Origin of the sequence: Streptomyces sp. NPDC046909 (assembly GCF_040644695.1) — a bacterium.
Taxonomy (GTDB): Bacteria; Actinomycetota; Actinomycetes; order Streptomycetales; family Streptomycetaceae; genus Streptomyces.
Window position 1 is genome coordinate 128,515 of record NZ_JBEYXC010000009.1, and the last position, 22,174, is coordinate 150,688.

Annotated in this window: 17 protein-coding genes; 8 read left to right on the forward strand and 9 right to left on the reverse strand. The window is 70.9% G+C overall.

What is annotated here, in order from left to right; all coding sequences use genetic code 11:
• The first annotated feature begins 68 nt into the window (after positions 1-68).
• Positions 69-1,478 (forward strand): type I glutamate--ammonia ligase, encoded by a 1,410-nt coding sequence (gene glnA / locus ABZ928_RS28810; protein ID WP_361524984.1) that lies wholly within the window; start codon positions 69-71, stop codon positions 1,476-1,478.
• Positions 1,479-1,604: 126 nt separating this feature from the next.
• Positions 1,605-4,430, forward strand: a complete 2,826-nt coding sequence (locus tag ABZ928_RS28815; protein ID WP_361524987.1) for a beta-L-arabinofuranosidase domain-containing protein — start codon at positions 1,605-1,607, stop codon at positions 4,428-4,430.
• A gap of 15 nt (positions 4,431-4,445) precedes the next feature.
• On the opposite strand, the gene ABZ928_RS28820 is transcribed toward ABZ928_RS28815, so the two are convergent.
• Positions 4,446-5,198 carry a LysR family substrate-binding domain-containing protein gene (locus ABZ928_RS28820; protein WP_361524990.1) on the reverse strand — a complete coding sequence of 251 codons (753 nt, stop codon included), beginning with the start codon at positions 5,196-5,198 and terminating at the stop codon, positions 4,446-4,448.
• 58 nt (positions 5,199-5,256) lie between these two features.
• On the opposite strand from ABZ928_RS28820, the gene ABZ928_RS28825 reads away from it, so the two are divergent.
• The 4 genes from ABZ928_RS28825 (at position 5,257) to ABZ928_RS28840 (ending at position 7,824) form a co-directional block, all read left to right on the forward strand.
• Positions 5,257-5,655 carry a DUF5997 family protein gene (locus tag ABZ928_RS28825; RefSeq protein WP_361524992.1) on the forward strand — a complete coding sequence of 133 codons (399 nt, stop codon included), beginning with the start codon at positions 5,257-5,259 and terminating at the stop codon, positions 5,653-5,655.
• A gap of 65 nt (positions 5,656-5,720) precedes the next feature.
• Entirely contained in the window at positions 5,721-5,930 is a 210-nt protein-coding gene (locus tag ABZ928_RS28830) for a hypothetical protein (RefSeq protein ID WP_361524995.1), read from the forward strand.
• A gap of 116 nt (positions 5,931-6,046) precedes the next feature.
• On the forward strand, positions 6,047-6,799 hold the full coding sequence (locus tag ABZ928_RS28835) for an SDR family oxidoreductase (RefSeq protein WP_361524998.1): 753 nt from the start codon (positions 6,047-6,049) through the stop codon (positions 6,797-6,799).
• 212 nt (positions 6,800-7,011) lie between these two features.
• The gene (locus ABZ928_RS28840) at positions 7,012-7,824 is read left to right on the forward strand and encodes a LuxR C-terminal-related transcriptional regulator (RefSeq protein ID WP_361525001.1); all 813 of its coding nucleotides are present in this window, start codon (positions 7,012-7,014) and stop codon (positions 7,822-7,824) included.
• Here ABZ928_RS28840 and ABZ928_RS28845 read toward each other — a convergent pair.
• From ABZ928_RS28845 to ABZ928_RS28860, 4 genes are all read right to left on the reverse strand, one after another.
• Positions 7,813-9,294 carry an MFS transporter gene (locus ABZ928_RS28845; RefSeq protein WP_361525004.1) on the reverse strand — a complete coding sequence of 494 codons (1,482 nt, stop codon included), beginning with the start codon at positions 9,292-9,294 and terminating at the stop codon, positions 7,813-7,815. The genes ABZ928_RS28840 and ABZ928_RS28845 overlap by 12 nt on opposite strands.
• Positions 9,295-9,441: 147 nt before the next feature.
• Positions 9,442-10,359, reverse strand: a complete 918-nt coding sequence (locus ABZ928_RS28850) for a TIGR01777 family oxidoreductase (protein WP_361525007.1) — start codon at positions 10,357-10,359, stop codon at positions 9,442-9,444.
• A 96-nt stretch (positions 10,360-10,455) separates the two neighbouring features.
• Positions 10,456-12,048, reverse strand: coding sequence for an MFS transporter (locus ABZ928_RS28855; protein WP_361525009.1), 1,593 nt, complete (start codon positions 12,046-12,048; stop codon positions 10,456-10,458).
• A 63-nt stretch (positions 12,049-12,111) separates the two neighbouring features.
• Positions 12,112-12,585, reverse strand: coding sequence for a MarR family transcriptional regulator (locus tag ABZ928_RS28860; protein WP_361525012.1), 474 nt, complete (start codon positions 12,583-12,585; stop codon positions 12,112-12,114).
• A 135-nt stretch (positions 12,586-12,720) separates the two neighbouring features.
• On the opposite strand from ABZ928_RS28860, the gene ABZ928_RS28865 reads away from it, so the two are divergent.
• On the forward strand, positions 12,721-14,079 hold the full coding sequence (locus ABZ928_RS28865) for a HEAT repeat domain-containing protein (protein WP_361525015.1): 1,359 nt from the start codon (positions 12,721-12,723) through the stop codon (positions 14,077-14,079).
• Between the two features lie 7 nt (positions 14,080-14,086).
• Here the strand turns inward: ABZ928_RS28865 and ABZ928_RS28870 are convergent, their stop codons facing one another.
• Positions 14,087-17,461, reverse strand: a complete 3,375-nt coding sequence (locus ABZ928_RS28870) for a pyruvate carboxylase (RefSeq protein WP_361525018.1) — start codon at positions 17,459-17,461, stop codon at positions 14,087-14,089.
• 159 nt (positions 17,462-17,620) lie between these two features.
• Between ABZ928_RS28870 and ABZ928_RS28875 the strand changes: the two genes are divergently transcribed.
• Positions 17,621-18,442 carry a DUF1684 domain-containing protein gene (locus tag ABZ928_RS28875; RefSeq protein ID WP_361525021.1) on the forward strand — a complete coding sequence of 274 codons (822 nt, stop codon included), beginning with the start codon at positions 17,621-17,623 and terminating at the stop codon, positions 18,440-18,442.
• Between the two features lie 100 nt (positions 18,443-18,542).
• On the opposite strand, the gene ABZ928_RS28880 is transcribed toward ABZ928_RS28875, so the two are convergent.
• From ABZ928_RS28880 to ABZ928_RS28890, 3 genes are read right to left on the reverse strand one after another with little or no spacing between them, the layout of a single operon-like run.
• Entirely contained in the window at positions 18,543-19,988 is a 1,446-nt protein-coding gene (locus tag ABZ928_RS28880; protein ID WP_361525836.1) for an MFS transporter, read from the reverse strand.
• Positions 19,988-21,196, reverse strand: a complete 1,209-nt coding sequence (locus ABZ928_RS28885) for an LLM class flavin-dependent oxidoreductase (protein WP_361525024.1) — start codon at positions 21,194-21,196, stop codon at positions 19,988-19,990. The genes ABZ928_RS28880 and ABZ928_RS28885 overlap by 1 nt, the downstream gene beginning before the upstream one ends.
• Positions 21,193-22,164, reverse strand: coding sequence for an LLM class flavin-dependent oxidoreductase (locus ABZ928_RS28890; protein WP_361525026.1), 972 nt, complete (start codon positions 22,162-22,164; stop codon positions 21,193-21,195). Before ABZ928_RS28890 ends, ABZ928_RS28885 begins: the two co-directional genes overlap by 4 nt.
• Positions 22,165-22,174: the final 10 nt, after the last annotated feature.

The window sequence follows — 22,174 nt, forward strand, 5'->3', positions numbered from 1 at the left end:
ATCACATCCGTCCGTGCCTACAGTGCCCCCAGGACACCCCGCCGTCTCTGTCGCGAAGGGTGAGTCGGATGTTCCAGAACGCCGAGGAAGCCAGGAAGTTCATCTCGGACGTGGACGTCAAGTTCGTCGATGTGCGTTTCTGTGATGTGCCCGGGATCATGCAGCACTTCACCGTTCCGGTGGAGATCTTCGATCCTGACGAGGAGTTGGCCTTCGACGGGTCGTCGATCCGCGGCTTCCAGGCCATCCACGAGTCCGACATGGCGTTGCGGGCCGACCTGGCGACGGCGCGTCTGGATCCGTTCCGCAAGGACACGACCCTGATCGTCAACTTCTTCATCCATGACCCGGTGACCGGTGAGCAGTACAGCCGCGACCCGCGCAACGTGGCCCGGAAGGCGGAGACTTACCTGGTCTCGACGGGGATCGCGGACGCCGCCTACTTCGGTCCTGAGGCGGAGTTCTACGTTTTCGACAGCGCCCGCTTCAAGACCTCGCAGAACGAGGCGTTCTACCACATCGACTCCGAGGCGGGCGCCTGGAACACCGGGGCGCTGGAGGACAACCGGGGCTACAAGGTCCGTTACAAGGGCGGCTACTTCCCGGCCCCGCCGGTGGACCACTTCGCCGATCTGCGGGCCGAGATGACCCTGGAACTCATCAAGTGCAACATCCTGGTGGAGAAGCAGCACCACGAGGTGGGTACGGCGGGGCAGGCCGAGATCAACTACAAGTTCAACACCCTGCTCCACGCCGCCGACGACCTTCAGCTCTACAAGTACATCGTCAAGAACGTCGCCTGGCGCAACGGCAAGACCGCCACCTTCATGCCCAAGCCGATCTTCGGCGACAACGGCTCCGGCATGCACACCCACCAGTCCCTCTGGCAGGGCGGCAGCCCCCTGTTCTACGACGAGGAGGGCTACGCGGGCCTCTCCGAGTCCGCCCGCCACTACATCGGCGGCCTCCTCCGGCACGCCCCGTCGCTGCTGGCGTTCACCAACCCGACGGTGAACTCGTACCACCGCCTGGTGCCGGGCTTCGAGGCCCCGGTCAACCTGGTGTACTCCCAGCGCAACCGCTCCGCCTGCATCCGCATCCCCATCACGGGCGCGAACCCGAAGGCCAAGCGCCTGGAGTTCCGCGCCCCGGACCCGTCCTGCAACCCGTACTTCGCCTTCTCCGCGATGCTCCTCGCCGGCCTCGACGGCATCCGCAACAAGACCGAGCCCGCCGAACCGGTCGACAAGGACCTGTACGAGCTCGCCCCCGAGGAACACGCGAGCGTGCCGCAGGTGCCGACCGATCTGCCGTCGGTGCTGGACGCGTTGGAGGCGGACCATGAGTATCTGCTTCAGGGGGATGTGTTCACGCCGGATCTGATCGAGACGTGGATCGACCTGAAGCGGACGAACGAGATCGCTCCGTTGCAACTGCGGCCGCATCCGCACGAGTTCGAGCTCTACTTCGACGTGTGAGAGCGAGGCTCCGACCGACCGGAACTGAGCCCTCCAGACCCGTTGACGCTCCCCCGCCCCCTCTCTATCGTCTGGTCGATCATTCGAATGACGTTCGATATTACGGACAGCGATAGAGGAGCACACATGGCCCCGCCCCTCTCCAGACGAAACCTCCTCCACGCAGCCGCCCTCGCCGCGGCCGCACCCGCGCTCTCGTACACGGCGAGCGGCCGGGCCGTGGCCGCGACCACCGCCGCCGACGCCACCGCGGCCGCCGCACCCGCCGCCTGGACCGTCCAGCCCTTCGCCCTCGACGAAGTCGCCCTCAAACCAGGCATCTTCGCCGACAAACGGCAGTTGATGCTCGACCACGCCCGCGGCTACGACGTGAACCGGCTGCTCCAGGTCTTCCGGGCCAACGCCGGTCTCGCCACCGGCGGGGCGGTCGCGCCCGGGGGGTGGGAAGGGCTGGACGGGGAGGCCAATGGGAATCTGCGCGGGCATTACACCGGGCACTTCCTCACCATGCTGGCGCAGGCCTACGCGGGTACCGGAGAGCAGGTGTTCGCGGACAAGATCGCGGCCATGGTCACCGCACTGACCGAGGCCCGCGCCGCCCTGCGCACCGACCCGAAGATGCTCACCGTCAGCGGTAAGTGGGGCTCCGCGCACGAGAACGTACGCGGGTCGTATCAGTACGTCGACCTGCCCGCCGCGGTGCTCGGCGGGGCCTCCGCGATCACCTTGTCGGTGTGGGTCAAGCCCACCCACGACGCCAACTGGCAGCGTGCCTTCGACTTCGGCAACGACACCACCCGGTACATGTACCTGGCCACCCGCAACGCCAGCGGTGTGCCGCGGTTCGCCATCACCACCAGCGGTGCCGGCGGCGAGCAGGGGCTCAACGGTACGGCCGCGCTGCCGTTGAACCAGTGGAGCCACCTCGCGGTCACGATCTCCGGCAGCACCGGCACGCTGTACGTCAACGGCACCGCCGTCGCCACGAACACCGCGATGACCCTCAACCCGGCCACGCTCGGCACCCTCACCAACAACTGGCTCGGCCGCTCGAACTACTCGGGCGACCCCGTCTACGCGGGCGCCTACGACGAGTTCAACGTATGGTCGCGCGCCCTGACCCAGGCCGAGATCACCTCGCTCCAGACCAACGAGGCGAAGCTCTCCACGGCCGGGCTCGGCAACCTCGTGTCGTACTGGTTCCAGGCCACCGGCGGCGGCACCTTCAGCGACGCCTCCGGCCGTGGGCTGACCGCCACCCTGCGCCGCACCTGGGGCGGGCCGAGCCACCCCGGGTTCCTGGCGGCGTACCCGGAGACCCAGTTCATCGACCTGGAGACCAGGACCGCCAGCGACTACACGAAGGTGTGGGCGCCGTACTACACCGCCCACAAGATCCTGCGCGGCCTGCTGGACGCGTACGCCGCCACCGACGACGCCCGCGCCCTCGATCTCGCGTCCGGCATGGGCGACTGGATGTACTCCCGGCTGTCGGTGCTGCCCGAGGCGACGCTCCAGCGGATGTGGGGGCTGTTCTCCAGCGGTGAGTTCGGCGGGATCGTCGAGGCGATCGTGGACCTGCACTCCTGGTCCGGGAAGGCCGAACACCTCGCGCTGGCCAAGCTGTTCGACCTCGACTCCCTCATCGACGCCTGCGCCGCGAACACCGACACCCTCAACGGGCTCCACGCCAACCAGCACATACCGATCTTCACCGGACTGCTGCGGCTGTACGACGCGACCGGCGAGACGCGCTACCTCACCGCCGCGCGGAACTTCTGGGGCATGGTCGTCCCGAACCGCATGTACGGCATCGGCGGCACCAGCACCGGCGAGTTCTGGAAGGCCTCGGGGCTGATCGCGGGCACGATCAGCGACACGAACGCCGAGACGTGCTGCGCGTACAACCTGCTGAAGCTCAGCCGGACCCTCTTCTTCCACGAGCAGACCCCGAAGTACATGGACTACTACGAGCGGGCCCTGTTCAACCAGGTGCTCGGCTCCAAGCAGGACAAGGCCGACGCGGAGAAGCCGCTCGTCACCTACTTCATCGGGCTGACGCCCGGTCATGTCCGGGACTACACGCCCAAGCAGGGCACGACCTGCTGCGAGGGCACCGGCATGGAGAGCGCCACCAAGTACCAGGACTCGGTGTACTTCAAGGCCGCCGACGGCAGCGCGCTGTACGTCAATCTCTACAGCCCGTCCCAACTCACCTGGACGGAGCAGGGGGTGACGGTCACTCAGGCCACCGCCTATCCGCGCGAGCAGGGCACCACGCTCACCTTCGGCGGGAGCAGCGCGGCCTTCGCCCTGAAGCTGCGCGTGCCGTCGTGGGCCACGGCCGGATTCCAGGTGACCGTCAACGGCGGTGCGGTGAGCGGGACTCCGGCTCCCGGGAGCTACTTCACGGTGTCCCGGACCTGGAACGCCGGCGACGTCGTCCGGATCACCGTGCCGTTCCGGCTGCGCGTCGAGAAGGCCCTGGACGACCCGGCGTTGCAGACCCTCTTCTACGGCCCGGTCAACCTGGTCGCCCGCAACTCGGCCACCAGCTACCTCCAGTTCGGGCTCTACGCCAACGCCGCCCTCTCCGGCGACCTGCTGCCCACCCTCACCCCGGTGAGCGGCACGCCCCTCCACTACACCCTGAACGGCACCGAGTTCGCCCCCTTCCTGGAGGGCACGGAGAATCCGACACACGCCTACTTCCGGCGCTCGGAGCCCAAGGTCGTCTTCGGCACCCTCGACTCAGGGGTCGCGAATCCCGCGAAGTCCGACGGCACCACACTGCTCGACGAGATCTGGGCGGGGGCGCCCTTCGCGAGCAAGAGCGCACTGGTGACCAAGGTGACGAGCACGGTGAACGCGTGGGTGTCCGCCGGGCTGCTCTCGCAGGCCGACGGCCAGACGGTGATCAACACGGCGGGACAGGCGACCTACGTCCCCTGATGCCCACGAGGACTCCTAGGAGCGGCGCCGGGGCTTGCCGCGCTTCGCGCCCTGGGCCTTCTTGGCGGCGGGCGGCTTGCGTCGCCCGCCGGCCGCGTCGGGGCGCTTCGGCTGCTTCTTCGGCGCGGCCTTCGCCTTGGGCTGCTCCGGAGCGGCTTGGCGGCCCCGCGTGCTGTTGACCGTGCGCCCCCGGACGATGCCGATGAAGTCCTCGACCAGGTCGGTGGTCGCCTCCTCCGGCCACGACAGGGCGACGGAGGACTCGGGGGCGTCCGTGACCGGCCGGTAGGTGAGGTCCTTGCGGTGGTACAGGCGGGCCAGCGACTGCGGGACGACGAGCACGCCGATCCCGGCCGCGACCAGCTCGACGGCGTCCTCGGTGGTCGCGGGGCGCTCGAAGGCGGGCTCGCCGGGCGGCCGCTCCCAGTCGAAGACGTCGTCGAGGGGGTGCAGCACGGTCTCGTCGGCCAGGTCCTCCAGGGTCACGTCCTCGACCGCGGCGATGACGTGGTCCTTGGGGACGACGACGACCGTGGTCTCGGTGTAGAGGGGGATGGCGCTGAAGAACGTACGGTCGACCGGCAGCCGTACGAGACCGGCGTCCGCGGCACCGCCCCGCAGCGCGTCGACCGCCTCGGCGGCGGAGAGCTGGAGGAGGGTGAGCGGGATGTCCGGCAGCCGCTCGTGCCAGATCCGCACCCACTTCGCGGGGGTCGCTCCCGGGACGTACGCGAGCCGGAACTGAGGGGGTTCTTCCGAGCCTGTCACCTGGCCAGGTTACCCGCCGTGGTCGGCGAGGGTTCACTCAGTCGATACCCTTGACAGCATGACGCAGCACCAGAGCACCCAGACCATGAAGCCCGCGACCGCGGCGAAGAAGCTGGGTGTGTACCTCGACGCCACCCCCGCCACGTTCCGTGAGGGTGTGGTCTCGCGGGCCGAGCTCGCCGCGCTCCAGGCCGATCCGCCCCAGTGGCTCCAGGACCTCCGGGCCAACGGTCCGCACCCCCGTCCGGTGGTCGCGGCCAAGCTCGGCGTGTCCATCGCGGGCCTCGCGCGCGGCGGTGTCACCGAGGCGCTCACCACCGAGCAGATCGAGGCGCTGAAGCAGGAGCAGCCGGAGTGGCTGGCCAAGGAGCGGGCCACGCAGGCCGAGGTCCGCCAGGAGAACATCCGGATCAAGAAGAAGAACGCCGAGAAGGCGGAGCGCGACGCCCGCGACTGACGTACGTCTGTGGCTCCTTTCAGGCCTGGGCTCGGGCGCGCGCCCGTCGGACACTGAGCTCACTCATGAGCGGGGGCCAGGGGCTGTCGCGCCGGCTGTGGCTGGTGAAGTGGTGGCTTCTGGCCATGCCGCACTTCCTGGTGCTGGGCGTCATCGGCGTCGGCCTGCGCGGCCTCAGCGCGCTGCTCACGCTGTTCGCCGGGGTGTCGCTCCTGTTCACCGGCGCTCCGCGGACACCTCACGCACCGCCAGGTGGACGCGGCGATCGTCGTTGACACAGGTGGGCTGCCGGTCGCCTGTCTCGCGGCGCCGGAAAGTCATCACACGGTGTTCAACCCCGGTCCCACCCGCGAGCCGGGGCTCGACGTGCCGGGGCAGTAGGTTTCCCGGCATGAGTGAGAGCGCATCCCCGCTTGCCGGGAAGGTCGTGGTCGTCACGGGTGCGGCCCGTGGTCAGGGGGCCGCGGAGGCGGCGGCACTGGCCCGGGCGGGGGCCGAGGTGGTCGCCACCGACGTACGGCCGGAGGGCGACGGCTGCCGTCGCCTCGACGTGAGCAGCGAGACGGACTGGGCGGAACTGGCCGCCGCACTACGGGAGTCGTACGGCCGTGTCGACGGCCTGGTCAACAACGCGGGCGTGATCCAGCGCGGGCGGCTCGGGGAGGTCGGCGCCGAGGACATGGCGCGGGTCCAGGCGGTCAACACGACCGGGCCGCTGCTCGGCATCCAGCATCTGTCCCCGCTGATGCCGCCCGGGTCCTCGATCGTCAACGTCGGTTCGTCCGCGGCGCTGACCGGCTACTACCCGGTCGCCTACACGGCCAGCAAATGGGCGCTGCGCGGAGTGTCGAAGATCGCGGCCACCGAGTTGGGGCCGCGGGGCATCCGGGTCAACATGATCCATCCCGGGTACATCGAGACGGAGATGACGGCGGCCGCCACGGAGGCGTTCCGCGAGACGACGATCCGGGAGACACCGCTCGGGCGCAGCGGCAGTGTCGACGACATCGCCCCGCTGGTGGTGTTCCTGATCTCCGACGCGTCCTCGTTCATCACCGGGGCGGACATTCCGGTGGACGGCGGGCTCACGGCCCACGGTGGCGTCAAGTCCATCTCGGACGCGATGCGGCCGGACGCGCCGTAGTAGGGCGCCGCGTACGGGCGGTGGACGACCCCCGTGCGGACCGCCGGTCCCCCGCGCCGGCGGTCCGCACGGAGATCGGTCGGGGAGACACAGGCACCCCCTCCGGGCCTGTTCTCCCCCGCCTGGGGGCGCCGTGGCGCCGGTGTGCTGGAGTACACGAGAACGTCGCTGTCGCTCTGTTGCATTCTGGAGTGACACGGGGTGGCGCAGGTATGGGTACAACTGCGTACGCGGACGAGTGGAGCAAGGACGTGGCACAGGGGCTGGGCGGAGCCTACGAGCGCATGCTGGCGGTGGCCGTCGCCGCACTCCACGAGCGTGATCCCGCGCAATTGTGGCCGTCGGTGGCGGCCGCGCTGCCGGACCTCATCGGAGGCGAGGCCCTGATCTACAAGCTGGACGACTGGAGCGAGAGCGGGGGCACGCTCGGTCTGTCGCCGGGCGTGGGCCCGGAGTTCGACGCGCTCGGGGACGAGGCCATGGGGCTGTTGCGGGCCGGGTATCCGTTCGCTCAGCTCTACGGGGCGAGCCCGGACCGGGCGCCGGTGACGGCACGGCGGGCGGCGGGACGCCGGTGGTCCGCGAGCCGGACCGCGCGGCTGATCGACGACATCATGGACGTGGACCACGCGTTGGGGATTCCGCTGCCGCGGTCGAAGGCCCCGATCACCGGCTGCATCGTCTACCGCTCGGGGCGCGACTTCACCGACGACGAGGTCTCGGTCGCCGGCCGGCTCCAGCCGCTGCTGGCGGGGATCGAGCAGCAACGGCAGCTCTTGCAGCGGGTGTTCGTGCCGGGTGCCGACGACGCGGGCCTGACGCCACGGGAGTCGACCGTGCTGCTCCTGCTGGGCGACGCGCTGACGGCCGCCGCGATGGGACGCCGGCTGGGGATAACCGAGCGGACGGTGCACAAGCATGTCGCGAACATCTATCGCAAGCTCGGCACCCATGACCGGCTCGGGACGGTGTTGCGGGCCCAGCAGTTGGGGCTGGTTCCCGCGCCGGCCGCCTCACTGGGGTGAGGGCATGCCGTCGCCCTTGAGGCGTTCGAGGTCGGAGGGGCGGACCTGGATGGCGAGGACGGCGATGAGCGCGGCGACGGCGGTGAAGATCGCCGCCACGATGAACGCGGCCGACACTCCCGCGGTGAGGACCTCGTCGCCCCAGTGCCCGGGGAGTTGTCCGGTGCGCTTGAACTGGAGGAGTTCGGCGGGGGTGGCCTGGTCCAGGAAGCGCGGGACCTGCTTGTCCGCCTCGTTGGTGCTGGCCGTGCCGAACATCGTGACCAGGATGGACAGGCCCAGCGAACCGCCCACCTGCTGGGTGGCGTTGAGGAGTCCGGAGGCCGCGCCGGTCTCCTGGACGGGCACGTCGGACAGCGCCATCAGGGTGAGCGAGACGAACTCCATGCCCATGCCCAGGCTGAAGACGAGGATCGGGCCCAGGATGCTGCCCGCGTAGGTGGAGTCGACGTCGGTCAGCGTCAGCCAGGCGAGGCCGGCCGCCGCCAGGATCGCGCCGACCACCATGAACGGCTTGGGGCCGTACGTCGGCAGGAACTTGGAGGCGAGTCCGGCGCCGATCGCGATGACCGCGCTCACCGGCAGGAAGGCGAACCCGGTGGCCAGCGGGCTGAAGTCGAGCACGTTCTGCACGAAGAGCGTGAGGAAGAAGAACATGCCGAAGATCGCGGCGGCGAGGCACAGCATGATGCCGTACGTCCCCGCGCGGTTGCGGTCGGCGAACATGTGCAGCGGGGTGATCGGCTGCCGGGACCGGCGTTCGACCAGGATGAACACCGCCAGGATGATGACGGCCGCGGCGAACGAGGCCAGGGTGAGCGCGTCCCGCCAGCCTTCCTGGGCGGCCCGGATGAACCCGTAGACCAGCAGCACCATGCCGGCGGTGGAGGTCAGGGCGCCGGTGATGTCGAAGTGGCCCGGATGGCGTTCGGACTCCCTGATCCAGCGGGGGGTGGCGAGGGCGATGAGCAGTCCGATGGGGACGTTGACGAAGAGCACCCACCGCCAGTTCAGATACTCGACGAGGATGCCGCCGGCGAGCAGTCCGATCGCTCCGCCGCCCGCCGAGACCGCGGCGAACACCCCGAACGCCCGGTTGCGTTCCGGGCCTTCGCGGAATGTCGTGCTGATGAGGGCGAGGGAGGTCGGCGAGGCGATGGCGCCACCGACGCCCTGGAGGGCGCGGGCGGCGAGGAGTTGGCCCTCGTTCTGGGCGAGCCCGCCGAGCAGGGACGCGAGGACGAAGAGCAGGACTCCGCAGATGAACACCCGTCGGCGGCCGAGGATGTCGCCGGCGCGGCCGCCGAGCAGGAGCAGTCCGCCGAAGGTGAGGGTGTAGGCGTTGACCACCCAGGCGAGGCTGGTGGTGGAGAAGTCCAGGGAGCGCTGGATGTCCGGCAGCGCGATGTTCACGATGGTGATGTCGAGGACCACCATCAGCTGGCAGGAGGCGATGACCAGAAGGGCCATGCCGTTTCCGCCACCACCGGTGTCCCTGGTGGTGGCTTGAGCTGCGGAAGTCGGCTGCGGGCTGCTGCTCATGGCGTATCGCACTCTCAGTGAACGGTGCCGTCCACTGTTCGACCGTACGCCTGCCTCAAGACCCTTACCAGTTGATCAGCCGGTCGCCCCGCGCCCGACGGCGGCAGTGAGCGCCTCGTCGATGGTCGGGTGCTCGAAGGTGAAGCCCGAGGCCAGCAGTGCGCCCGGCAGTACGCGCTGGCTCATCAGGATGCCGTCGGCGAACTCGCCGAGGACGAGCCGCAGTGCGAAACCGGGGACGGCGAACACGGTCGGCCGGTGCAGCGCCCTGCCGACGGCGGCGGTGACCTCGCGGTTGGTCGCGGGGTGCGGGGACGTCAGATTGACGGGTCCGGCGACGGAGTCCGTGTCGACGACGTGCCGCAGGGCGCGGACCGTGTCGGCGAGCGAGATGTGGCTCCAGTACTGGTCGCCGCTGCCCAGGCGGCCGCCGAGGCCCGCGCGGGCGAGCGGCAGCAGTCGGCCCATCGCTCCGCCGCGGGGCGACACGACGATCCCGAAGCGTGTGTTCACGACCCGCGTCCCGGCCTCGCCGGCGGTCTGTGCGGCCGCCTCCCACTCCTGGCAGACGCCGGCCAGGAAGTCCTGCCCCGGCGCGCCCGATTCGTCGATCCCGTCCGTGCCGGTCTCGCCGTAGTAGCCGACGGCGGACCCGGAGACGAAGACCGGCGGCGGCTTCTCACAGGCCACGATCGCCGTCGCCAGGGTGGTGGTGCCGAGGACCCGGCTGTCGCGGATCTGCTTCTTGTACGCCGTCGTCCACCGCCGGTCCCCCACCCCGGCCCCGGCGAGCCCGACGACGGCGTCCGCCCCGTCGAGCACCGCCGGATCCAGCAGCCCGGCCCGCGGATCCCAGCGCGCCTCCTGGCTGCCGTCGTCGCGAGGCCGCGGCTCCCGGCGGACCAGGCGGGTCACCTGATGCCCGTCGTCCAGCAGCGACGCGGCCAGTGCGCCGCCGATCAATCCCGAAGAACCGCTGATGACGACGTGCATGGGGGACCTCGATCCAAGAGGCGGGGGGCGAAGGCGGGTGGGGGCGTGGCGCACGCGCGCGTGAGCCACGCCCCCACCCAGTGTTTTAGACTTCAATCATTGTACGCCGTGCTCCTGGACCGGCGCCCGCCGCACCCCGATCGCCGCCGCGATCGCGCCCAGCACCGCGAGCACACCGGTGGCCAGCACCGCCGTGTGCACACCGTTCATGAACGCGTCGTGGCTGCCCTCGACGACGGCGGCCTTCAGCTGGTCCGGCATGCCGTCGGAGACGGGTGCCACGCCCATGGCCACGGCGTCCTTGGCCTCGCCGAGCCCCTGGGCCGCCCGCGCGGGCACTCCGGCGTCGGTGAGTTCGCCGGTGAGGGTGGAGCCGACCCGGCTGCTGATGACGGAGACCAGGACCGAGGTGCCGAGCGCGCCGCCGATCTGGAGCGCGGTGGCCTGGAGACCGCCCGCCACACCGCCGTCCTTCACCGGGGCGTTGCCCACGATGGCCTCCGAGGAGGCGGACATCACCATGCCGACGCCGAGACCCATCGCGATGAAGGGCGGCCACATGGTGGCGTACGAGGAATCCGCGCTCCAGGTCAGCATGGTGAACATGGCGGCCGCCTGGAGCAGCATGCCCAGCGGCATGGTGAACCGGGCGCTGAACCGCTCGGTCAGCGCCGCGCCCAGCGGGGAGGCGACCACGGAGGCGAGGCTCAACGGCAGGGTGCGTACGCCCGCTTCGACGGGTGAGAAGCCGCGCACGTTCTGGAGGTAGAGCATGACGAAGAAGATCGTGCCGAGCAGGACGAAGAAGTTGAGCGCGGTGATGACCGTGCCGACGGTGAGCGCCGGGTTGCGGAACAGCCGCATGGGCAGCAGCGGGTGGGCGACACGGGTCTCGTAGAAGCCGAAGACGACCAGGACGAGCACGCCCGCGCCGATCGCGCCGAGGGTGCCGGCCGAAGTCCAGCCCCATGTCTCGCCCTTGACGACGCCGAAGACGACGGCGAGCAGGCCCGCGGCGAGGAGTACGACGCCGGGGATGTCGAACTTCTCGCCCGCCGCCGCGGTGTTCTTGCTCTGCGGCAGGACGAGCGCGCTGTAGACGAGGGCGATGACCCCGATGGGGGCGTTGATGTAGAAGACGGACTCCCAGTTGACGTGCTCCACGAGCAGACCGCCGACGATGGGGCCGAGCGCGGTGGACACCGAGGAGACCATGGCCCAGATGCCGACGGCCATGCCGAACTTCTTCGGCGGGAACACCGCGCGGAGGAGGCCGAGGGTGTTGGGCATCAACAGCGCGCCGAAGAAGCCCTGGAGGGCGCGGAACGCGATCACGCCCTCGATCGAACCGGCGAGCCCGATCGCGACGGACGCGACGGTGAACCCGGCGACTCCGATCAGATAGAAGGTGCGGCGGCCCAGCCGGTCACCGAGCTTGCCGCCGAGGATGAGGGCGGCCGCGAGGGCCAACAGGTAGGAGTTGGTGACCCATTGGAGGTCGGCGGTGGAGGCGTTCAGGTCGCGGCCGATCTCCGGGTTGGCGATCGAGACGACCGAGCCGTCCAGGCCGACCATGAACAGGCCGAACGCGACGGCTATGAGGGTCAGCCAGGGGTTGGAGCGGGGGCCGCGGCGGGCCTCGTCGGCGAGCGGGGGCGCGCCGACGGGGGCGACGGTGGAAGAGGGCATGGGGAAGCCGGGTCCTGGTTCCGAGGAAGGAGAGGTGGGGGCAGGCAGGTGCCGCCCCGGGCGTCAGCCCTGGGCGGCACGAAGGTGACGGGACAGGGACTCCAAGGCCCCCGTCGCCGCACCGAGCGCGGCGCGCTCCCCGTCCGTCAACGCCTTCAGCGCGGACACGAGATGGTGGCTCATGAGCTGTTCGACCTGGGCGATGCGCTCGCGGGCCGTTTCCGTCAGACAGAGGTGCGCGACCCGCTTGTCGGTCGCGTCCTGACGCCGCTCCAGTTCGCCCTGCTGAGTCAACTGCGAGACCAGCGCGCTGACATTGTTCGGCTTCATCATCAGAGCCTCGGCGGCCTCACGGACCGTGACCCCTTCATGGGCCCGCACATGCCACAGCAGGGCCAGTTGCGCCTCGGGCGGCTTGGGGTGCGAGAAGTCCTGGCTGATACGCCGGTCCATCGCCCGGTGCAGCGCGGGCAGGCACAGCAGGAGATCGGCGGCCACGCGGTCGATCTCCTGGGCGGCGGCGCTGAACGGGGGCATGCGGCGACTATAGGTATGCAGAGATACCTATGTCAAGATAGCTATCGCTCGCGTGAGGAGGGCCTGCCCGGCGAGGAGGGACTGCCCGGGGATCGGGCCGGGGGCATTGTCAGTGCCCCCGTCTAGGGTTTCGCCATGGACAAAGCACGGGTGAGCACGGCACTTTCCGGCTCCAAGGAGGCACGGGACGCCCTGGTGGAGCAGGGCGCCCCGGTCGTCGCCGCGGTCGTGGAGGTGCTCTGCGACGAGGGGTCGCCGGTCGACTGGACCGTGTCGGCGGATGTGCTGCGCAGAATCGGCGAGCCCGCGCTGCTCCCCCTCGCCGAGGCGGTCGCGGCGGCGGATTCGCCGGAGGCGGCTCGGCGGGCCGGGTGGGCGCTGGGGCGTCTGAAAGTGACGGATCCGGCGGTCTACGCACCGCTGTTGCGGCATCGGCATCCGGCGGTCCGCAGCGACGCGCTCTACTTCTTCCAGTGCCGGGGCGAGGCCGCGACCGGGTTCGTCGACGCGTTGGTGCCCGCGCTGGGAGATCCGGTGCCCGAGGTCCGGCAGCGGGCGGTCTGGGCGTTCAAGGAGATCGGTGCGGGGGCCGTACCGGCGCTTCAGCGGTTGCGGCGGCAGCCCGCGACCGCGCCTCGGATCCGGGCCGGGGCTCTGGAGGCGCTGGCGGAGATCGGCGGTCCGGGCGCGCTGGGCGACCGGGACCTGGCGGTGTGGCGCAGGCTGACGAGGATCAAGCGGCTGACCGAGACACCCGAGGGCATGCATCTGTGCGGATCCTGGTACGCGGTGCCGAGCGACGACCAGCAAGCGGTGCTGGAGGCCTTCGAGTTGGCCGACCCGGAGCCGGTGACCCTGCGGACGGGTGCCTCGGCCTGGAACAACGACAGCCACAGCTGGGACCGCAAGCATCCGCACCAGCGCTGCGCCCGGGTCTTCGTCAGCCCGGCGCTGGACGGCTGGACGCTGGTCTTCGGCGACTCGGCCGAGGACACCCATCTGATCGACGACGCGGACGACCGGGAGGAGGCGCTGCCGGAGGTGGTGCGACGGCGGTGCGCCGAGCTGAGCCGCCGGTTCGGTGCCGCGCACTGGTTCGGGATGAGCTGCGGGGACGACTGGACGGCCTGGTGCCTGGCCGAGGGCGGTGAGGTGGTGCGCCACTACGACGCGTACGACGCCGAGGAGAAGGGCTACGAGGGTCCCGGGCATCCGGCCGAGGCCGGTTACCTCCTGCCGCACGAGGACGGCTTCCCCGAAGGCGCCTTCGCCGGCGTGAGCCATACGGACCACGAGGCGTTCGCGGCCCGCTACCGGCAGGTGAAGGAGGAACTCGCGATACCCGACACCTGCTACGCCACGGACATCGCCGCCCGCGTCTGCGTCGACCCCGGAGCGCTCGGGGCGAGAACCCGGGTGGCCGGCACCGGGGTCCTCGCCCTCACCACGTGCGGCCGTGTGCACGGCCATCCGGCCGGAGCGCTCATGGTCTGACCGTGCTCTAGCCGATCACGAAGAGCAGGTCGCCGCCCTCCACCTGCTGGATCCGGTTGATGGCGAGCCGGGACACCTTGCCCGCCTTGGGCGCGGTGATCGCGGCCTCCATCTTCATGGCCTCGATCGTGGCGACCGTGCCGCCGGCCGCGACCTCGTCGCCCTCGGAGACGGCGAGCGTGACGACGCCGGCGAACGGGGCGGCGACATGGCCGGGGTTGGAGCGGTCGGCCTTCTCGGTGACCGGGACGTCGGAGGCGGCGGCGACATCGCGGACCTGGATGGGCCGGAGCTGCCCGTTGAGGGTGGACATCACGGTGCGCATCCCGCGCTCGTCGGCCTCGCCGACGGCCTCCAGACCGAGGAGGAGCCGGACGCCGGGTTCGAGGTCGACGGCGTACTCCTTGCCCGGGCGCAGTCCGTAGAAGAAGTCCTTGCTGTCCAGGACGCTGGTGTCGCCGAAGGACTGGCGGTGGGTCTCGAAGTCGCGGGTCGGACCGGGGAAGAGGAGGCGGTTGAGGGTGACGCGGCGGTCCTTCTCCAGTCCGTCGCGGTCCTCGGACGTCAGCTCGGGGGCGGGCTTGGGAGCGGCGCGGCCCTCAAGTGCCTTGCTGCGGAAGGGCTCCGGCCAGCCGCCGGGCGGGGTGCCGAGCTCGCCGCGGAGGAAGCCGATGACAGAGTCGGGGATGTCGAACCTGTCCGGGGTCGCCTCGAAGTCCTGCGGGGAGACCCCGGCGCCGACCAGGTGCAGGGCGAGGTCGCCGACCACCTTGGAGGACGGGGTGACCTTGACGAGGTGGCCGAGGATGCGGTCGGCGGCGGCGTACATCTCCTCGATGTCCTCGAACCGGTCGCCGAGGCCGAGGGCGACGGCCTGGGTGCGCAGGTTGGAGAGCTGGCCGCCGGGGATCTCGTGGTCGTAGACGCGTCCGGTCGGGGAGGCGAGGCCGGCCTCGAAGGGGGCGTAGATGCGGCGGACGCTCTCCCAGTACGGCTCCAGGTCGCCGACGGCCCGCAGGTCGAGGCCGGTCGGGCGGGCGGAGTGGTCGGTCGCGGCGACGATCGCCGAGAGCGACGGCTGGGAGGTGGTGCCCGCCATGGAGGCGACGGCTCCGTCCACGGCGTCGGCGCCGGCCTGGATCGCGGCCAGGTAGGTGGCGAGCTGGCCACCCGCCGTGTCGTGGGTGTGGATGTGGACGGGGAGGTCGAACTCGCGGCGCAGGGCGGAGACGAGAGTCGCGGCGGCGGGGGCGCGGAGCAGTCCGGCCATGTCCTTCACGGCCAGGACGTGGGCGCCCGCCTCGACGATCTGCTCGGCGAGCCGCAGGTAGTAGTCGAGGGTGTAGAGCCGCTCGTCCGGGTTCGACAGATCGGAGGTGTAGCAGAGGGCGACCTCGGCGATCGCGGTGCCCGTCTCGCGTACGGCCTCGATCGCGGGGCGCATCTGGCCGACGTCGTTGAGGGCGTCGAAGATGCGGAAGATGTCGATGCCGGTGGCGGTGGCCTCCTGGACGAAGGCGTCGGTCACCTCGGTCGGGTACGGGGTGTAGCCGACGGTGTTGCGGCCGCGCAGCAGCATCTGGAGGCAGATGTTGGGGACGGCCTCGCGCAGGGCGGCGAGCCGCTCCCAGGGGTCCTCGGCGAGGAAGCGCAGGGCGACGTCGTAGGTGGCGCCGCCCCAGCACTCCAGGGACAGGAGTTCGGGCAGGGTGCGGGCGACCACGGGAGCGACGGCGAGAAGGTCCTTGGTGCGCACGCGGGTGGCGAGCAGCGACTGGTGGGCGTCGCGGAAGGTGGTGTCGGTGACGCCGATGGTCGGGGACTCGCGCAGCCAGCGGGCGAAGCCCTCGGGCCCGAGTTCGGTGAGCTTCTGCTTCGAACCGGCGGGCGGCACTTCGGCGGTGAGGCGCGGCAGCTTGCTCGTGGGTTCGATCAGGTCGGGGCGGTCACCGTGCGGCTTGTTGACGGTGACGTCGGCGAGGTAGGTGAGCAGCTTGGTGCCGCGGTCGGCGGAGGTGCGCGAGGTCAGCAGATGCGGGCGCTGCTCGATGAACGACGTGGTGACACGGCCCGCCTGGAAGTCCGGGTCGTCCAACACGGCTTGCAGGAAGGGGATGTTGGTGGCGACACCGCGGATCCGGAACTCGGCGACGGCACGCCGGGCCCTCTTGACCGCGGTGCCGAAGTCCCGGCCCCGGCAGGTGAGCTTCACCAGCATCGAGTCGAAGTGCGCGCTGATCTCCGTACCGGCATGGGTCGTTCCGCCGTCGAGGCGGATGCCGGAGCCGCCGGGCGAGCGGTAGGCGCTGATGCGGCCGGTGTCGGGGCGGAAACCGTTGGCGGGGTCCTCGGTGGTGATCCGGCACTGGAGAGCGGCGCCGTGCAGGGTCACCGTCTCCTGGGACAGGCCGAGGTCGGCGAGGGTCTCGCCGGCGGCGATGCGGAGCTGGGACTGGACGAGGTCGACGTCGGTGACCTCCTCGGTGACCGTGTGCTCGACCTGGATGCGCGGGTTCATCTCGATGAAGACGTGGTTGCCCTGCGGGTCGAGGAGGAACTCCACGGTGCCCGCGTTGCGGTAGCCGATCTCGCGGGCGAAGCGGACGGCGTCGGCGCAGATCCGGTCGCGCAGCTCCGGGTCGAGGTTGGGCGCGGGCGCCAGCTCGATGACCTTCTGGTGGCGGCGCTGCACCGAACAGTCGCGCTCGAAGAGGTGGATGACGTCGCCCTGGCCGTCGGCGAGGATCTGCACCTCGATGTGGCGGGGGTCCACGACGGCCTTCTCCAGGAAGACGGTCGGGTCGCCGAAGGCGGAGGCCGCCTCGCGTGCGGCCGCCTCGATGGACTCCCGCAGCTGGGCCGGGTCCTCGACGCGCCGCATACCGCGCCCGCCACCACCGGCGACGGCCTTCACGAACACCGGGAAGCCGATGTCCTCGGCGGCCCGCACCAGCTCGTCGACATCGCTGGACGGCTCGGACGACCCCAGCACCGGCACCCCGGCCGCGCGCGCGGCGGCCACGGCACGGGCCTTGTTGCCCGTCAGCTCCAGGATCTCCGCGCTCGGTCCGACGAAGGTGATGCCGGCTTCCTCGCAGGCCCGCGCGAGCTCGGGGTTCTCGGAGAGGAACCCGTAGCCCGGGTAGACGGCGTCGGCACCGGCCTGACGGGCAGCCCGGATGATCTCCTCGACGGAGAGATACGCCCGCACCGGGTGTCCCGGTTCGCCGATCTCGTACGCCTCGTCGGCCTTGAGCCGGTGCAGCGAGTTGCGGTCCTCGTGCGGGAAGACGGCGACGGTCCTCGCGCCGAGTTCATAACCGGCTCGGAACGCGCGAATGGCGATCTCACCACGGTTGGCGACCAGTACCTTGCGGAGCATTCCCGATCCCTTCGGCCTGCCGGTGACGCCCCCCATCGTCTCGGCAATGTCCCCGTCGTGCCATGAGAGCCCGCTCACGTGTGGTTCGCCGTTTCGGGATGATCTGCGGCGGTACGGCGGTTGGAGCAAGGACAGCCACCGCACAGCGAGGGAGCGGACATGACCGTCCAAGACGTCGACCGGGTGAGCTTCGTCCAGGAATGGGAGGAGTGGCACCGGCAGAAGGAAGCGGTGCTGTCCGGCCCGCACGGGTTCCTCGCGATCACCGGCCTGCACTGGCTGGGCGCGGAGCCCGAGCGGTTCGAGGACGCGCCCGGCGCCTGGTCGAGCACCGCCGAAGGGGTGGTGGTGACGCTGGACGAGGGCGAGGAGCTGACCATCGAGGGCGAGCCGGTGCGCGGCCGGTACGACTTCGGTGTCATCGCCGAACGCGACAGCGTGTACGCGGGCTGGGGCGACGCGGTCATCGAGGTCGCCAAGCGCGGCGGACAGGACATCGTGCGCCCTCGCCATCCTGACAACCCGTTGCGTACGTCGTTCACCCGCACGCCGGCCTATGCGCCGGACCCGCGCTGGGTGGTCGCCGGGCGCTTCCTGCCCTTCGACGCGTCGCGTCCGGTGACGGTGGGGGCCGCCGTCGAGGGGCTTGAGCACGTCTACGACTCCCCCGGCCAGGTCGAGTTCGAACTGGACGGCGTACGGCATCGGCTCACGGCGTTCAACGGCCGGGGCCCCGGCGCCCTGATGGTGCTGTTCACCGACCGGACCTCCGGCGTGACGACCTACGCGGCGAACCGCTCCCTTCAGATCGCCGCTCCCGACGCCTCGGGTGCGGTCACGATCGATTTCAACCGCGCGGGGAACCTGCCGTGCGCCTACACCGACCTGGCGACCTGCCCGCTGCCGCCGACCGAGAACCGGCTGACGGTGGCGGTGGAGGCGGGCGAGCGGATTCCGCTGGAGCGGGGTGGGGCGGGCTGAGCGGCGGGGGCGGGCGGGCCTGAACTGGCGGGCCGGGGAGGGTGCCCCATACGCCCTGCGCGAGCCCGCACCCGTCGGTGTCAGTTCACCGTCCCGCCCGTCACGTCACCTCACGTCGCCTCACCTCGGCACTCGTGGCCTTCGTCGCCGCGCGTGCCGGGGACCGTGGCGTCGCGGTGGACCCACGCAGCAACGCCAGCACCAGTGCCACCGCGAGCAGCGCGCCGCACACGCAGGACGCCAGGGCGTACGCGGCGCGCGGTGAGCCGGACCCGGTGTGGAGGTAGACCGCGGAGACGGCGCTGAGGCAGACCGCCGCCGCGATGCGCTGGGCCATCTGGAGGATGGCGCCGCCGACTCCGGCGGCCTCGGCCGGGGCGTGCTGGAGGACCTGGGTCTGGTTGGGCGCGACGGTGAGCCCCGAGGCGAGCCCGGCCAGCATGTACGTCCCGGCGAGGGCGACCGGCAGCCCTGGCTCGGGGACCCGGAGGGCGACCAGCGCCCCGGCGAGGGCGGCGGCGATGCCCAGAATCAGGCCTGCGTGGACGGTGCGCGGCCCCAGCCGGCGCACGACCCGCCAGGCGAACGCGGAGGAGACGCCCATCGCGGCCGCCGAGGGCAACAGGACGGCGGCCGTGACCAGTGCGGACAGACCGAGCCCGTCCTGCGCGAAGACGGTGAGGACCAGGGACAGGGCCAGCGAGGACCCGAACTGGGCCATGGCGACGCCCGTGCCGAGCAGGTACGGCTTCGAGGAGGTCAGCGCCGGGTGCACCAGCGGCGGACGGCTTCGCCGTGCCCGTAGTCGTTGATGGAGCACGAAGAGGGCGGCGAGGGCGCACGGCCAGGCCACCGCCTGTGCCACGCTGTCCGGAGTGCGGATGAAGGGCAGCATCAGGGTGAGTGTGCAGCCGCAGGCCAGGACCAGCCCGAGGATGTCGAGGCGTGCTTCCCCCGAGGTCCGTCGGGGCGGTGGCAGCCAGCGGGTCGCGAGGGTCAGGGTGAGGACCGCGCAGGGTGTGCTGAGCAGGAGACAGCAGCGCCAGCCCGCCTCCGCGCCGAGTCCGGCGACCAGCGCGCCGCCGAGGGGTGGGCCCAGTGCCGCGGCGACGCCGCCGGTGACCGCGTACAGGCCCAGCGCCCGGCCGCGGTCCACGCCGTGGAAGACGTCCTGGATCGTGCCGATCACCTGCGAGTTGACGAGTCCGGCGGCAGCGCCCTGGACCAGCCGGGCGCCGATGAGGGTGCCCGGTGCCGTTCCGGTCGCGGCGACGATCCCGGCTAGGAGGAAGACCGCCACTCCGGCGAGGAAGAACCGCTTGCGGCCGTAGCGGTCGCCGAGGCTGCCGCCGGGCACCAGGGCCAGACCGAAGGCGAGGGAGTAACCGGCCACGATCCACTGGACGTCCGCGGGTCCGGCGCCGAGCGACTGCCGCATGCTGGGCACGGCGATGTTCAGAACCGCCTGGTCCACCAGGGTGGTCGCCCCCGCGGCCAGGCACACCAGCAGCACATGGCGCGCGGCACGGTCCTGGCCCGGGAGCATCACCCGCGCACGGACGGCCGGGGCAGGCCCAGGTGTTCCCGCAGTGTGCCGCCCGTGTAGTGCGTGCGGAACAGGCCGCGGCGGCGCAGCTCGGGGATGACCAGGTCGGCGAAGTCGTCCAGGGTGCCCGGCAGATACGGGAACACCACGTTGAAGCCGTCCGCCGCGCGCCCCTGGAACCACTCCTCGATGTGGTCGGCGACCTGCTCCGGCGTGCCGACGATGCTGCGGTCGTCGTTCGCCACGCGTCGGACCAGGTCCCCGATGGTGAGGTTGTCGCGGCGGGCCTCCTCGTAGATCTGCTGCTGGGCGGTGTGGGACTGGTTGGAGACCGGGAGTTCGGGGAGCGGGCCGTCCAGGGGATAGGAACTGAGGTCGAAGCCGCCGAGCCAGTACGACAGGTCCGCCAACGCGACCTGTGGGGGCAGGAGTTCGGTGAGGCGGGCCAGCTTCTCCCGGGCCTCGGACTCGGTGGGCGCGGTGATGACGGAGAGCGCCGGGAGGACCTTCAGATGGTCCGGGTCGCGGCCGTGGGCGGCGGCGCGTTCCTTGATCTCGGTGTAAAACTCCTGGGCCTTGGTGAGGTCCCGGATGCCGGAGAAGATCACGTCGGCGATGCGGGAGGCGAGGTTCTTGCCCGCCTCGGAGGCGCCGGCCTGCACGGTGACGGGGCGGCCCTGTGGGGACGGGCTCGTGTCCCAGGAGGCCGTGACCTCGTCGTAGAACTTCTCGGCGCGTTCGTAGCGGGTGTCATGGTCGAGGTGGGTGTCGAGGCCGAAGTTCTGTGCCTCGCCGTCGTTCAGGGAGGTCACCACGTTCCAGCCCGCCCGGCCGCCGGAGAGGTGGTCGATGGAGGCGAAGGTGCGGGCCACGTCGTAGGGCTCGTTGTAGCTGGTCGAGGCGGTGGCGATCAGGCCGATCCGGGAGGTGCGGGCGGCGAGCGCGGCCAGCAGGGTGGTCGGTTCGAAGGAGTCGTTGACGACACTGACCCGGCTGAGGACGTCCTGGCTCGCGAACGGCACACCGACGAGGTCGGCGAGGAACACCGCGTCGAAGGCGGCCCGTTCGGCGGTCCGCGCGAAGGAGAGGACCTCGCGGATGTTCACTCCGGCGTCCGCGGCGGTGTCGGGGTGCCGCCATGCGGCGAGGTACTCCCCCGGCGGTTTGAGGAAGGCGTTGAGGTGGAGCTGGTCGGTGCGGCGGCTCATCGGCCGGCCTCCTGGAGCTGTCGGGCGGGAGCGACCGGGCGCGGCAGCCCGAGGTTCTCGCGCAGGGTGGTGCCCTCGTACTCGGTGCGGAACAGGCCGCGCTGCTGGAGCAGCGGGATGACGTCGTCCACGAACTCCTCTGCAACACCCGGCTGTTGGGGGAACGCAAGGTGGAAGCCGTCGGCGGCGTACGCGCGGAACCAGGTCTCGATGTGGTCCGCGATCCGCTCCGGCGTCTCGGTGGGCGCGGCGAACGGGGTGAGGCTCGACCACACCAGGACATGCGCGGGGTCACGTCCGGCCGCGACGGCCCGCGCCTTCACATCGGCGTAGTACGCCTGGGCCGCCCCGAGTTCGCGCACCTCCGTGAACAGGACCTCGGCGTGGCGGGCGGCGAACTCCCGTCCCTGTTCGGCGGATCCGGCCTGGAAGACCACCGGATGTCCCTGCGGCGGCCGGGAGATGTTCAGCGGTCCGCGCACGCTGAAGTGCTCGCCGCGGTGGTGCGGGGTGTGCAGTCCGGCCGGGTCGTAGTAGCGGGCGCCCGCCTTGTCCCGTATGACGGCGTCGTCGTCGAAGCTGTCCCAGAGCGCCTTGACGACCTGGAGGAACTCGTCGGCCCGGCGGTTGTGCAGTTCGTCCTCGGAGGTGACCGTGTTCCAGCCGGCCCGGCCGCCCGAGAGGTGGTCCAGGGAAGCGAGTTTGCGGGCGATGGGGAACGGGTGGTGCCAGGTGGTGGTAGCCGTCGCCGCAAGGCCGATGTGCTCGGTGACGAGGGCGAGCGCGGCCAGCAGGGTGAGCGGTTCGGTGCGCGGGCGCTCGTCGAGCGGTGCCTCGTCGATGAACAGCGTGTCGAACCTGCCCCGTTCGAGGGTGCGGGCCAGGTCGGCGTAGAACGAGAAGTCGAGCGGTCCGGTGCCCTGGACGTGGGCGCCCAGGGCGAGCCGGCGCGGGGTCTGTGCGGTCATGCGGTCCTCC